This window comes from candidate division Zixibacteria bacterium HGW-Zixibacteria-1 (assembly GCA_002838945.1).
Taxonomy (GTDB): Bacteria; Zixibacteria; MSB-5A5; order GN15; family PGXB01; genus PGXB01.
Window position 1 is genome coordinate 49554 of sequence record PGXB01000019.1, and the last position, 14122, is coordinate 63675.

A 14122-nucleotide genomic window follows, 5' to 3' on the forward strand; every position below is an offset into this window, starting at 1 on the left:
TATATTACTGATGGAGAAAGATTTTGATGAAATTTGACGAAGATAATAAGAAATTTTCCAGTCAACCCCCTGATAAACGCGGACGTCCCGGTAAAGATGATCCCAATGGAAAAGACTCTTTCAGCTGGAAAGGGCCGGTCAAATCGCTGGGATTTTGGGTTGTAATAATTCTGGCGTTTATTTTTGCCTACAGCCTGTATTCGTCCTCCGACAGTGACATCGCGGAAATCACCTATTCCGAGTTTCTCAAACAGCTCAGCAGCGGAAATATAGAATCGGTCACCTTTGTCGAAAAAACCCTTGAAGGTCGTTTGGTACAGGAAACCTCCCTGACAACTCAAAAAGGAACTGCCCGATATACCAAATTCAAGGCCAGAATTCCGTTCGATGATAACAACTTTACTCTCGTTAATCGCCTTGAAGCCGCCGGTGTTACTATCGACGCCAAAACCGAGGGGCCGAATTATTTTTCACTATTGATGTCATTTGCCCCCTGGTTGTTGCTGATTTTCATCTGGCTGTTTTTCCTGCGCCAGATGCAGGGTGCCTCCGGGCCTAAGGGATTATTCTCATTCGGCAAAAGCCGCGCCAAGCTCATGACTGATGAGCGTCCAAAAGTGACTTTCGATGATGTCGCGGGTGTCGATGAAGCCAAAGTGGAACTTCATGAAGTTATCGAATTTCTGAAAGACCCCGGTAAATTTCAGAGGCTGGGCGGCAAAATCCCGAAAGGCGCCCTCCTGTTGGGACCTCCCGGGTCGGGAAAAACCCTTCTGGCGCGAGCCGTCGCCGGCGAAGCCGGGGTGCCGTTCTTCTCGATGTCCGGCTCCGACTTCGTGGAAATGTTTGTCGGTGTCGGCGCCAGCCGTGTCAGGGACCTGTTCGAACAGGGCAAGAAAAATGCGCCCTGCATTATATTTATTGATGAAATCGATGCCGTCGGCCGCCATCGCGGCGCCGGTCTTGGGGGCGGTCATGATGAACGCGAGCAAACCCTCAATCAGCTTCTGGTCGAAATGGACGGTTTTGAATCCAATGACGGTGTCATTTTAGTTGCGGCCACCAATCGTCCCGATATACTTGATCCGGCACTTTTGCGGCCGGGCCGCTTCGACCGCCAGATTGTCGTCGATGCGCCCGATGTGCGCGGCCGTGAAGGCATTTTGAGCGTGCATACCAAAAAGATAAAACTCAACGATGACGTTAAGCTCGATATCCTGGCCAGGGGCACACCCGGTTTATCCGGAGCCGATCTGGCGAATTTGGTAAATGAGGCGGCGCTTCTGGCCGCTCGAATTAATCGCGATTCGGTCACCATGATTGACTTCGAAGAGGCCAAAGACAAAGTTATGATGGGCGTCGAACGGAGATCCCTGGTCATACCCGAAGGTGAGAAAAAAGTGATTGCATATCATGAGGCCGGACACGCTCTTGTGGCCAAATTCCTTCCTGATGCCGACCCGGTCCATAAAGTGACTATCATCCCCCGTGGCCTGGCGCTGGGCCTGACTCATTACCTGCCTGTCGACGAGCGGCATATTCATACCAAACGGCGTCTGGAAACCAGGCTGGTTTACGCCATGGCCGGCCGCCTCGCGGAAAAAATCGTCTTTGATCAGACTTCGACCGGAGCCGGAAATGACCTTGAACGGGCCACCGATATCGCCCAAAAAATGGTCTGCCAGTGGGGTATGTCCGAAAAACTGGGGCCGATTGCGTATGGCAAACGGGAAGAGCAGATATTCCTGGGTCGCGAAATTGCCCAGCATCGCGATTATTCCGAAGATACGGCAAGAATGATCGACGAAGAAGTCAAGAAAATTCTGGTAAAGGCCGAGGAAACCGGGTATCGGATTTTAACCGAAAATCGTGACAAACTGGAAAAGCTGGCCTTGGCTCTTCTTGAGCTTGAAGTCATTACAGGCGACCAGATTGATGCCATTATCGGAACTGATGGATCGAAGGATCAATTCCAGCCGGAGCCGGCTCCCGAAATAGATGGATAAGGAAAAAATTACAAAAGGGGTCAGGCTGATACTTGAAGGTATCGGCGAGGACCCCGACCGCGAAGGCCTTGTCAGGACACCCGAGCGCGTTTATAAATTCTACCGCGAAATTTTCAGCGGTCTCAGGGCCAAACCGGAAAAAGCTCTCAAGCTGTACACTTCCATCAACAAGGATGAACTGATAATCGTCCGCGACGTTGCCTTTCATTCCGTGTGCGAACATCACCTTCTTCCCTTTTTTGGCAAGGTCCACATCGCCTACATCCCGCAGAAAAACAAAATAACCGGATTTTCGAATCTGGTGAAAATAGTCGAGATGTATTCGCACCGGCCGACCATTCAGGAACGCATGACCACCGAAATCGCCGAAACGATTTACAACAGCCTCGATGCCAAGGGTGTCCTGGTCATCATCGAGGCCGAACATCTTTGCCTGACCATGACAGGTGTCAAAAAGTCGGGATCGAAGACAGTGACTTCGGCGGTGCGGGGGCTGCTTCGCGAAGATGCCACCCGCGCCGAAGCCATGGCACTCATCAAACAGTAGATCAATATTACCGAATTTCTTAATATCTGCTCTCTGATAACAATCTTAAATATTGCCTTGCCGTATCAATTTTTGATATCTATATTAACCGTGAATCGATTAATTCCGGGGACAGAAAATGACCAGAACAGATACACCGGTTGCGGAAAAATTATCATTGCCGGGAGGCCGACACCTTGATCTTTCCCGGCCGCTCGTCATGGGAATCATAAATGCCACGCCCGATTCCTTTTCCGACGGCGGGAAGTACCACGACTTCAAGGATGCCGTGACAAGGGCCGAACAACTGATCGACGAAGGAGCCGATATTATTGATATCGGAGGCGAATCCTCCCGCCCCGGATCAGTCTCAATCCACCTTGACGAGGAACTGAGAAGGACGATCCCGGTTATTGAAGCCATCAGACAAATATCCAATATTCCTGTTTCCATTGACACGACCAAGTCGGAAGTGGCGCAACGGGCCGTCGATGCCGGCGCTGATATGATCAATGATATCTCGGCGCTTCGCTTTGACAAAAAAATGGCCGATGTCGCCGCAAAATTCGAAGGACCGATTGTACTGATGCATATGCTTGGAACCCCCAAGACCATGCAGGCCGATCCCCACTATAAAGACTGCATCGGAGATGTCGGCCGGTTTTTCGAGGAACGGCTGGCCTTCTGCGATCAGAATGGAATTGATCGAAGCCGGGTAATTCTGGATCCCGGCATCGGTTTCGGCAAACGCCTCGAGGATAATCTGAATATCATAAGAAATTTCGGGCAGTTTTCGAAGTTCGGCTGTCCCCTTCTTTTGGGTGCCTCAAGAAAGTCTTTTATTGCCATGATAACCGGAATTACGGGGAATGCCGATAAAAGAATCGGCGGCTCGCTGGCCGCCCTGATTTATGCCATCAATGCCGGGTGCAATATATTGCGGGTGCATGATGTCGCCGAGACAGTGGAAGCCATAAACGTCATGAGAGCCATAGAAAGACCCTTTTAGCGAATATGGAATTCTTCAGAATAGATTTTTTGTCGTTCCGCCTGAGCGATCTGATCGATATCCTGATCGTCTCATTCATCATCTATCGCCTGCTGGCCCTTATGAAAGGCACCCGGGCGGCGCAGATGGTGACCGGGCTGGTCCTGATATTTATTATCGCTTTTGTCTCATTCTGGTTTCAGCTTCAGGGCCTGAGCTGGCTGTTTACCAACCTGGGAACGGTCGGTTTTATCGTCCTGGTAATTGTCTTTCAGCCGGAACTTCGTTCCATGCTGGCGCAGATGGGCCATTCGAGGCTGTTTCAATATTTTATCAAAGTCGAAGAGCGCAAATCACTCAAAGAAGTCACCCGGGCGGCCATCAGGCTTTCGGAACTGCGCTATGGCGGACTGATTGTAATCGAGAAGGGGGTCGGCCTCAAAAACTTTATCGAGACCGGGAAAAATATAAACGCCGAATTATCGGCCGAGGTAATCATCACCCTGTTTACCCCATATACGCCGTTGCATGACGGTGCCATTATCATTGCCGGCGAAATGATATCGGCCGCGGCCTGTACTTTGCCGTTGACTCAGAATCCGCGTTATCGAAAACTCTATGGCATGCGCCACAAAGCGGCTATCGGGGTCACCGAAGTATCCGACGCTGTCGGTGTCGTGGTCTCGGAGGAGACCGGAGAAATCTCAATTACTTACAAAGGATATATGGAAAAGGGAATCAGCCGCGATGACGTCCGTCATCGCCTGGCCGAATACCTCAAGAGATAAAAATCTGTTGCCCTTGCCCTCCTTCCAAAAGTCTGGCTCTTAAGGAATAATTTTCGTATAATGTTCTTTTGAACAAGTTCCGGCAATTTTACCGGAGAAACATTTACTTTATTTTAATATGTTTGTTGATTATGCAGAAATTGAGGTGATAGGCGGCTCCGGCGGCGATGGGTGCGTCTCGTTTCGCCGTGAGAAGTTTATCCGCAAAGGCGGTCCCAATGGCGGCGACGGCGGCCGCGGGGGCAGTGTTGTTTTTGTTACCGACGCCAATCTGACCACCCTGCTCGATTTTCGATATAAAAAAACTTATAGTGCCGAGGATGGCCGGCCCGGTGAAGGCAGCCTCAGATCCGGCAAATCCGGGGATCCGATTATGATTAAAATACCCGCCGGCACGATTATAAAAAATAAAGAGACCGGACAGATCATTGCCGATCTCAATGAAGTAGGCATCGAGTTTATCGCGGCCATTGGTGGCCGCGGCGGTCATGGCAACGATCATTACAAATCGCCGACCAACCAGACACCCCGATACGCCGAGCGCGGGCAGCCCGGACAGCGGGTGAAACTTATTCTGGAGCTTAAACTGCTGGCCGATGTCGGTCTGGTCGGTCTGCCCAACGCCGGAAAATCAACCATGCTGGCTAAATATTCCGCCGCCAGGCCCAAAATCGCCGATTACCCATTCACGACCCTGATTCCGAATTTGGGCATCGTCAAATTGAGGGAGTTCAAGTCCTTTGTCATGGCCGATATCCCGGGCATAATCGAAGGTGCCTCGGCCGGAAAGGGCCTGGGTATCCAGTTCCTGAAACATATTCAGCGCACCCGGGTCATAGTTTACCTGATTGATGTATTCGTCGATGACGTAGCTTCGACGCTGGAAATCCTTAAAAAAGAATTGCGCAAATTCGACAAAAACCTGGTCAATAAACCCTCGATCGTCGTGCTGAATAAGGTTGACCTGCTCAATGAAGAAGAGCTGAAAGTGATTTCCGATAAAGCCGATTCTGATTATATTCTTTTTTCGGCCGTTTCCGGCTATGGGGAAAAAGAACTTCTGGCAAGAATCGAAAGGGAGCTTGATAAACAAGTTGTCGAATGACCGAAAAAAACATCTGGTCGATCTGATTGCCCTGGGTGCTATCGAAGGTGTCGGCGTTGCTCGCATGTACGCACTTATTGAAGCCTTCGGTTCGGCGGAGACGGCCCTGGATGCATCCATCAGCGAATTGACCGATGTTCCCGGAATCGGACGCGAGACCGCCTCGGCTATCAAAGAACTTCAGGACCGCGAAAAGGCGGCTGCGATTGTTGATAAAATCATGGGGCATGGATGGAAGTATTTTATTTATGACGATGATGACTATCCCGAGCCCCTGAAAAACATTCCCGAACGACCGCCCTACCTGTTTTACCTGGGCGATTATATCGATGCCGACTCAAACGCCATCGCCATTGTCGGATCACGCACCGCGACCGAGGAGGGCCGCTCCTTTGCCGAGACCCTTGCGGCCGGATTAGTCGAAAATGGTGTCACCGTTGTATCGGGTATGGCCCGCGGCATCGATACCGCCGTCCATCGTGGCGCCCTGAAGGGAAATGGCAGGACCCTGGCGGTTTTTGGCTCATCACTCGATATAATTTACCCCCCTGAAAGCCGCAGCCTTGCCGCTAAAATCATAGATTCCGGATGCATATTTTCCGAATATCTGCCCGGCACCGAACCCTACGGCCCCAATTTCCCCAAACGAAATCGTATTATCTCGGGTTTGTCTCAGGGAGTGGTCGTGATCGAAGCGGCGGACCGATCGGGCGCTCTTTCAACCGCCGGGCATGCGTTGCTGCAAAATCGTGAAGTCTTCGCGGTCCCCGGATCGCCCCGGTTGGCCACCTGCCGCGGAACCAACCAATTGATCAAGGACGGAGCCGCCCTGCTGATATCGATTGATGATATATTCGAGGCTCTTCCTCGTCTGAAAGGAAAAGTGGCTGTCCGACAAATCGAAAAAATTGAGGACCTTACCGAACTGGAAAAGGAGATACTGCGCCACTTCGAAGATGACCCGATTCAGGTGGACAGATTATCCCGTCAGGCAAAAACACCCATGCCGGATCTGCTTCAGGTCCTTCTGGCCCTTGAATTAAAAGGTATCGTAAAAGAAATTTCAGGCAAAAGGTATATTTTGAATTGAGAAATAAATAATGGTTCAAAAGTCGGTAAAAGTTATAAATAGACTGGGGATGCACGCCCGCCCCTCGGCAATGTTTGTCACTCATTCCTCGCGCTACAAGTCCGAAATTTTTATTGAAAAGGCGGGATTGCAGGTGAATGGAAAATCGATTATGGGCGTGATGACCCTTGCGGCTGAAATGGGCTCGGAATTAATCATAACGGCCAAGGGAGAAGATGAAAATGAGGCCGTCAGGGATCTGGTGGAACTGGTTGCTTCCGGTTTCGGGGAATTAAAAAATTTATAATTTAGTTGTTATTAAATGCCGGCCGGTGTTATTATTTTACTAATTCGGAAAATGATATGATAGCAGTCCCAAAAAGAATAAAATTGCGCGGTCTTGCGGCCGGTCCGGGCCTGACCTTTGGTGAAGCTCGTGTTGTCTATAATTGGGAGCAGACCATCGAAGAGCGCACCATTGAGCCTGAGGAAGTCGAATCCGAACTGGCGCGGCTTGATAGTGCGGTCGAGGAATCCCTGGCCGAATTGCAGACTCTGAAAGAATTGGCCGCTCAGAAAATCGGCGGCCCGGTGGCCAAAATTTTTGAAAGCCAGTTGATGATCGCCACCGACCAGGAATTTCTGAGGGGCGTCAAAACGGAAATCGAGTCCAAGCTTAAGAACGCCGAATATATCTACAGCCTGCTGGTTGAAAAAACAATCGCCCCGCTTCGTGCCTCGCGTGATTCCTATATGCGGCAGATGGTCATCGATATCGAGGCGGTATCAAGCCGGGTCATCCGCCGCCTGACGGGCCGAACGATTCGCCACATCGGCCAGGCGCCGCAGGATACGATTTTTGTGGGCAAGAATTTCTCTCCGGCTGAAGTGATGAGCCTCTTTGAAAGAAAGGTCAAGGCCATCGTCACCTCGACCGGCGGCGTCAACTCCCATATGGCCCTGATCTCACGGTCTCTCCTGATCCCCACCGTGGTCGGGGTCCCCGAGGCCCATCTCAAGATATCATCGGGCGACCGTTTAATTGTCGATGGCGACAAGGGCATCGTGATTGCCAATCCCTCCCAGGACGAATGGAATGAACTCAGAAAGAAAAAAGCCAAGGTCACCGCTCTTCAGATACTGAAGCTGGACAAGCTCCCCGACTTCCCGCCTAGAACCGCCGATCATATTGATATCGATGTCGCCGCCAACTATGATGTGCCCGGGCCGATCGATCAGATTCTGGCCGATCATAAAGTCGGCATCGGGCTCTATCGAACCGAATTTATCTACCTTCAAAATGGAAAATTCCCTTCGGAAAACGAACAGTTCCAGATATATAATTCCGTCGCCAAAAGGCATTATCCCCGCCCTGTCGTGATCAGAACCTTCGATCTCGGCTCCGACAAATACTATCCGTCCGACAATAATATTAAGGAGGACAACCCTGCTCTCGGATGGCGGGGAATCAGGGCATCATTTGATATGCCCAATGTTTTCAAAGACCAGGTGAAGGCAATTCTGAGAGCCTCGGCCCGCGGCAACGTCAAGATTCTGCTGCCGATGATTGCCGATATTACCGAACTGGGGAAGGCTCGCAGATTTATCCGGCAGGGCATGACCGAACTGCGAAAGGAAGGTATTCCGTTTGACAGAAATATCCCGATCGGAATCATGATCGAAGTTCCTTCGGCCGCTGTCGCGGCTGACATCCTGGCCGAAAAAGTGTCGTTCTTTTCAATCGGCTCCAATGATCTCACTCAATATACCCTGGCTGCCGATCGCGACAATCAAAGACTGGCCAAAACATTCGCGCCCCTGCATCCGGCCGTTCTCAGGTTGATCAGGATGACTATCGAAGCCGCCCAGAAACATAATATACCGGTGGCCGTCTGCGGCGAAATGGCCGGCGATGTCATGGCCATACCGCTCTTGATCGGAATGGGGATCACCCAGTTGTCAATGAACCCCTCGAAATTATATAATGCCTGCCGCCTGATCCCCAGGATCAAATACTCCGACATAATCAAGCTCGCCCAGGAAGCCTCAAGATTGACTACCCTGAAGGAAATTGAGAGTCTGCTCCTGAATTACAATTTGTCGGTGGAGTAATAAAAAAACATCCACAGACCGGTATTGACACCCAAGTTACTAAATATCAGATGCTTATGATGAATATCGGGATAATGGCCGAAATCAATTTCGTACTTGCCAAAAAATCGGAAACTATTATATTATTGCCCGGTTTATATTATGTGAGTGATTAAGTTATGTTAATATCAGTTTGTAAATCGAAAATCCATCGGGCGACAATAACTGAAGCCAATTTGGATTATGAAGGCTCAATAACAATTGATGCCGACTTGATGAAGGCGGCCGATGTTGTCGAATATGAAAAGGTCCAGATCGCCAATGTCAGCAATGGCGAACGCCTTGAAACTTACGTAATTAAAGGTAAACCTGGATCGGGCATAATCTGCTTGAACGGGGCCGCCGCCCGCAAAGGAAATAAGGGGGATATTATTATTATTATTTCATATGGCCTGATTGAAAAAGAAAAGGCCGCCTCCTTCAAACCAAATGTCGTTAAAGTTGACGCTCATAATAAAGCTGTATAAGACTTCTTCTGCATATCATGACTCATAAGAAATCCGCCATTATTCTTGCCGCCGGTAAAGGCAAGCGCATGAAATCAGATTTGCCCAAAGTGTTGCATACGCTGGCCGATAAGCCGCTGATAAGATACCTGCTGGAAACACTGTCAAAACTTGACTTCGATCATATTGTCGTTGTCATTGGCCACAAAGGTGAACAGGTAATTGAAAATACTAAGGATTTCAATGTTGAATTTGTCTGGCAGAGAAAACAGCTTGGAACCGGTCACGCCGTCCTGATGGCGCGCGAAATATTCGAAAATTATGATGGTGACATTATTGTCGCCGCCGGTGATGTCCCGTTTCTTTCCGCCGATTCAGTCGATCTGGTCTTTGATACACATAAAAATTTTTCCGCCTCTGTAACCTGCCTGTCGGCTGAGTTTGACGATCCAACCGGCTATGGACGCATAATCAAGAAACCGGGAACACAAATTCTGCTTGAAATCATCGAGCAAAAGGATGCCGACGCTGAGACCTTGAAGATTAAAGAAATCAATAGTGGTACATTTTGTTTTAACAGCCGTGACCTCTTTTCCGTCCTGCCGGAAGTGGGTGATGACAACGCCCAGAAAGAGCAATATCTGACCGATACAATTAAGCTCCTTAATGCCAGAGGTAAACTCTGCGCCGTGGTCAAAGCCCCCCATCCCCTTGAGGTTAAAGGCGTTAATTCAGTCGAGGAATTGCTGGCCCTCGAAAATGAAATAAAAAATTAGACGATTTGTCCCCTTTATCAGTATTATATAATGAGAATAATTTTTGCGTCTGAAACGCCGAAACTATATATGGGCCAGAAATTTATTGACATTAGTTTGAAAACTTGATAGCTTTGCTTTAGCCTGCTTTTAGCGGGGGATTATTTATGAAAAAGTTATTTATCATCCTATGTGTCCTGTTGGCGGCATTTGCTTCAAATGCCTTTGGCCAGTTGGCCGATAAGGCGGACGTCCAGTCGGCAAAACAGGATTACCTGGGCCTGAATCCGGTTGGCAAGCCATTTTCCCTGATAGATTTATCACGCATAAAATGGTCCAACTCGTATTCTGTAAGCTATTTTTCCGGTGGCGGTACCTCGACTTCGCTGGGATTTTACACAAGTTCGATCTTTTATGAATTTACACCCTCATTATCCATTGATGTGCAGTTGGGCATCGCTCATAATCCGGGGGCGCTATTCAGTCAAAATGTCGAAAATGATGCCTCTTTCTTTCCGGCCGTGAATATCGATTATCATCCCTCAGAAAGATTCCGCTTGTCGATTGGTGTTGCATCTTATCCCGGTTATTATTATAATCCTTACAATACATATAATCCGTATAGAATATATGATTGGAGGCGGCCGTTAGAATAAATATTTGCCTTACCCCCTCCTGATAGACTTAACCAAATGTTTAGAAAAAAATCTGCTGGAAACTCAACTGTAAAGAGGCGGTCTCCCCGCCCCAAAAAAAATTCGAGACTGCTCGAAATGGCTATCGTGGCTATTTTCGCCCTCGTTATTATTTATGGGGCCAGTTTTGCCATCAGGATCACGCACGGGTTTTCGAAGACGGTTGATTCACCCGAATACACCATCAGGCTGCAAATTCTCAACGGCTGTGGTGCCGACGGGGCCGCCGGAAAAGTCGCCCGTAAATTACCGAAGATAATAAAATTGCCTCTTGAGATAGATATTGTTGACGTGGGCGATTTTGATGCTTATCATGTAAAAGAATCCTTTCTGATTCTTAGAGACAAGAATCAGAAAGGCGCCGAAATTTTCGCCGGACAAATCGGACTGGATCCCGACAATACGACCTTCGAACCAATCGAAAATAATATCCGGAATGTTTCGGTGACCCTGGTCGTGGGTGAGGATTTCGAGAAGTTTTTTAAATGACGGAAAACAAGGAGAAATTAGAAAGAAGTTTGAAACAAACATCATTAACCATCGCTCGAACAGCAGGGAAACTTGCCCTCTCCAAAAAAGGTTTCGACGTAAAAATTCTCAAACTAAAAAACCTCAGCAGCATTTGCGATTATTTCGTCCTGGTCAGCGGTGATGTTGACGTGCATGTTAAGGCTATTAGCGATGCCATAGAAGAAGGACTTCTCGAAAAAGGTGTCAAAGCCTGGCATCGCGAGGGAGTTCGCGGAGGTAAATGGATTCTGCTGGACTATGTTGATGTCGTCGTGCATATTTTCCAGAAATCTGCCAGAGAATTTTATGCGCTTGAAAAACTGTGGGGAGACGCCCCTGCTGAAGAATTGAATTAACTCCCCAATTCAAATTCAGAACAAATAATTAACTTAACTATATGAGTAACCGCTATGAATAAGACTGATATTGACATTTCGGACAGTGAAAAACTGAAAGCCAAAACGATTGCAGAACTGCTGCAAATTGCGGAAGGACTGGATATTCCCGGGGTCTCTGGTCTTCGGAAATCGGAGTTAATCTTCAAAGTTATGGAAGCGGCTTCGGCCAAACAGGAAGGGATGATCTTCGCTGAAGGCGTCCTCGAAATCCTCAATGAAGGTTATGGCTTCCTCCGCTCCCCTGATTACAATTATCTGCCCGGACCGGATGATATCTATGTCTCCCCGTCGCAGATCAAAAGATTCGATCTCCGAACCGGCGACACCATCTCCGGCCAGGTTCGTCCGCCGAAAGACAACGAACGCTATTTTGCGCTTCTGAAAATCGAGGCCATCAATTTCGAGGATCCCGAAATCTCCAAAACCAAGACCCTGTTCGACAACCTGACGCCGCTTTATCCCAATGATCCGTTCATGCTCGAGATTAATGCCGATGAAATGACCACGCGTATCATGGATTTGATGACGCCTATCGGCATGGGTCAGCGCGCTTTGATTACCTCTCCTCCGAAAGCCGGCAAAACCATCATCCTGCAAAAAATCGCCAACTCGATTGCCACGAATCATCCCAAAGTGAAATTGATCGTGCTTCTCATCGACGAGCGCCCGGAAGAGGTCACCGATATGCGCCGTTCGGTCAAGGGCGAAGTTATTTCATCCACTTTCGATGAGCCGGCCGACCGGCATGTGCAGGTGGCCGACATGGTCCTCGAGAAGGCCAAACGGCTGGTCGAGCATAAGTATGACGTCGTCATTCTGCTGGACAGTATCACCCGTCTCGCCCGTGCCCACAACGCGGTCGTCCCGCACTCCGGAAAAATTCTCTCCGGCGGTGTCGACAGTAACGCCCTCCATAAACCGAAACGGTTTTTCGGTGCGGCGCGAAATATCGAAGAAGGCGGCTCGCTGACTATTATCGGCACGGCCCTGATCGAAACCGGATCCCGCATGGATGAAGTTATTTTCGAAGAATTCAAGGGCACCGGTAACCTCGAAATGGTGCTGGATCGCCGGCTGTCCGACCGAAGGATCTTCCCGGCTATGGATCTCAATCGCAGTTCGACGCGTAAAGAAGAGTTGTTGATGCCGCCGGAAGTTCTGGCCAAGGTTTGGATTTTGCGTAAGTTCCTGGCCGAGATGAATCCGATAGAGGCCATGGAATTTTTGGTTGACCGTATGAAAAAGACCAAGAACAACCAGAAGTTCCTCAGCTCCATGAAGGACTGACGCCGGGTTAATTGATTGTCGTTATTATTGACGGGACTATTGCGATAATTCGAACAGCCGGTCTTGCGACCGGCACTAATCCGCCTGCCACAGAATAGCATTATGTAGTCGGCACTAATCCGCCTGCATGAAATAGCATTCTTTGATTTCGTAGAAATATGTGATCGCCTGTACGTATTTTCTATGTATCTGCTGGATATATTTTTGTGCCTGTTGCCCTATCCGCCCCAAATCGTGGGCGGCCCGCCGTGGCGGGTCCACAGGCCTCCTGAGCCACGCAAGCCCTGAGCTTTGAAGGGAAGGATCTGCCCCCGGCAATCATCCCCCCATAATACTCCCGCGAACCCAATCACCATCAAAGTACTATCGTTTTTGCAGCGTTTTTGGCGAATATTTTCTTGTACTATTGTTTCTTTCATTCGATTACACGGAATTGGGTTCGTTTTCCCATTTTTAAAGTTTCAACTTCATTTTGTTGGCGAAATTGTAATCATAGGGGCCGACCCGCGTGGTCGGCCCGCATTTACCAGTCTTAAGCAGGGCAGGATCCGATATTCCGCCTTTGGCGGAACGAGTGATCCTGCCTATTCTCTTCGCCTTCAAGAAATCCACAACCCCCATTTTTGACACACTTATAGCCATAGTTTTATAGTATTCCCTCTATAATACCCCCCGATGACCCATTTACCATCAAACTGATGGCGTTCTTGTAATAGAATATGTTTCAAGAAACCCGGAGCGGCGCTCCGGGCCACGCCCGGCCGCAGTTTCGACCTACTCGGACTGAGATTGGATGTCATTCTTTTTTATTTATTAGCTATACCACTTTCCAAAATCAGGATCCTCGGATTTTGGAATTGGATTCGCAATAGGAGCTATAATGCGAATAGGAACTGGGACACTAGCACCAAAAATAAGCGCCTGCTGCCTTGGCAATCCTGAAATCCGACTTAGCTCCAGACGGTCAAACCACTCCCCGGCCGCACCGACAGCCTTAAGATCATATTCTGAGGTCAAACGAAAGGTTACCCATGTCCCGCATTGCGATAAGACAGTAGTGGATACTTCAGATGGTCTTTGTGTGCTTATCCAAAGCCCTAAGCCAAATTTGCGCCCCTCCTTCGCTAATCTTTCATAAGCCAAACTTTGTCGAATGCTTTCTTCATCTCCGGTGAATTGGCGCAAATAGTGATGGGCCTCTTCCAAAATTAGTAATGTGGGATAAGTCCTACCTTGACCCCTTCTAAACAATTCAAAAGCATAAAGCTCCAGTAATGACCCTAAAACCATAGGCATTAGATTGAAGTTCCCCCGATTTAGTGGACACGGAGAAAGGATACTATTATTATGATTCTTTCTCATCCTGAGTCCCGAAGGACAGGAGGTGTTCAGATGTTG

At 48.9% G+C, this 14122-nt stretch carries 15 protein-coding genes and 1 pseudogene; 14 read left to right on the forward strand and 2 right to left on the reverse strand.

Annotated elements, in window-relative coordinates; genetic code table 11:
* The first annotated feature begins 26 nt into the window (after nt 1-26).
* The 14 genes from CVT49_08835 (at nt 27) to CVT49_08900 (ending at nt 12724) form a co-directional block, all read left to right on the forward strand.
* The gene (locus tag CVT49_08835) at nt 27-2006 is read left to right on the forward strand and encodes a cell division protein FtsH (protein PKK83406.1); all 1980 of its coding nucleotides are present in this window, start codon (nt 27-29) and stop codon (nt 2004-2006) included.
* Complete coding sequence (gene folE, locus CVT49_08840; protein PKK83407.1) at nt 1999-2553, forward strand: GTP cyclohydrolase I FolE; 555 nt, start codon at nt 1999-2001, stop codon at nt 2551-2553. Before CVT49_08835 ends, folE begins: the two co-directional genes overlap by 8 nt.
* 118 nt (nt 2554-2671) lie before the next feature.
* Complete coding sequence (gene folP, locus CVT49_08845; GenBank protein PKK83408.1) at nt 2672-3541, forward strand: dihydropteroate synthase; 870 nt, start codon at nt 2672-2674, stop codon at nt 3539-3541.
* A 5-nt stretch (nt 3542-3546) separates the two neighbouring features.
* Complete coding sequence (locus CVT49_08850; GenBank protein ID PKK83409.1) at nt 3547-4308, forward strand: TIGR00159 family protein; 762 nt, start codon at nt 3547-3549, stop codon at nt 4306-4308.
* 118 nt (nt 4309-4426) lie between these two features.
* A complete protein-coding gene (locus tag CVT49_08855; GenBank protein ID PKK83410.1) occupies nt 4427-5413 on the forward strand; it encodes a GTPase ObgE in 987 nt (328 codons plus the stop codon).
* On the forward strand, nt 5352-6503 hold the full coding sequence (gene dprA, locus CVT49_08860; protein ID PKK83411.1) for a DNA-protecting protein DprA: 1152 nt from the start codon (nt 5352-5354) through the stop codon (nt 6501-6503). Before CVT49_08855 ends, dprA begins: the two co-directional genes overlap by 62 nt.
* Before the next feature lie 10 nt (nt 6504-6513).
* Nucleotides 6514-6789 (forward strand): phosphocarrier protein HPr, encoded by a 276-nt coding sequence (locus CVT49_08865; GenBank protein PKK83412.1) that lies wholly within the window; start codon nt 6514-6516, stop codon nt 6787-6789.
* A 5-nt stretch (nt 6790-6794) separates the two neighbouring features.
* Nucleotides 6795-8594, forward strand: coding sequence for a phosphoenolpyruvate--protein phosphotransferase (gene ptsP / locus CVT49_08870; protein PKK83413.1), 1800 nt, complete (start codon nt 6795-6797; stop codon nt 8592-8594).
* A gap of 158 nt (nt 8595-8752) precedes the next feature.
* Nucleotides 8753-9100 carry an aspartate 1-decarboxylase gene (locus CVT49_08875; protein PKK83414.1) on the forward strand — a complete coding sequence of 116 codons (348 nt, stop codon included), beginning with the start codon at nt 8753-8755 and terminating at the stop codon, nt 9098-9100.
* Between the two features lie 17 nt (nt 9101-9117).
* The gene (locus tag CVT49_08880) at nt 9118-9855 is read left to right on the forward strand and encodes a hypothetical protein (protein ID PKK83415.1); all 738 of its coding nucleotides are present in this window, start codon (nt 9118-9120) and stop codon (nt 9853-9855) included.
* A gap of 146 nt (nt 9856-10001) precedes the next feature.
* A complete protein-coding gene (locus tag CVT49_08885; protein ID PKK83416.1) occupies nt 10002-10490 on the forward strand; it encodes a hypothetical protein in 489 nt (162 codons plus the stop codon).
* A gap of 117 nt (nt 10491-10607) precedes the next feature.
* Entirely contained in the window at nt 10608-11018 is a 411-nt protein-coding gene (locus CVT49_08890; protein PKK83417.1) for a hypothetical protein, read from the forward strand.
* Nucleotides 11015-11395, forward strand: coding sequence for a ribosome silencing factor (rsfS, locus tag CVT49_08895; GenBank protein PKK83418.1), 381 nt, complete (start codon nt 11015-11017; stop codon nt 11393-11395). The genes CVT49_08890 and rsfS overlap by 4 nt, the downstream gene beginning before the upstream one ends.
* A 54-nt stretch (nt 11396-11449) precedes the next feature.
* Nucleotides 11450-12724 (forward strand): transcription termination factor Rho, encoded by a 1275-nt coding sequence (locus tag CVT49_08900; GenBank protein PKK83419.1) that lies wholly within the window; start codon nt 11450-11452, stop codon nt 12722-12724.
* A 453-nt stretch (nt 12725-13177) separates the two neighbouring features.
* Here the strand turns inward: CVT49_08900 and CVT49_08905 are convergent, their stop codons facing one another.
* Complete coding sequence (locus tag CVT49_08905; protein PKK83420.1) at nt 13178-13366, reverse strand: hypothetical protein; 189 nt, start codon at nt 13364-13366, stop codon at nt 13178-13180.
* Nucleotides 13367-13537: 171 nt separating this feature from the next.
* Nucleotides 13538-14026 (reverse strand): annotated as a pseudogene (locus CVT49_08910) (ATPase).
* Between the last annotated feature and the right edge of the window lie 96 nt (nt 14027-14122).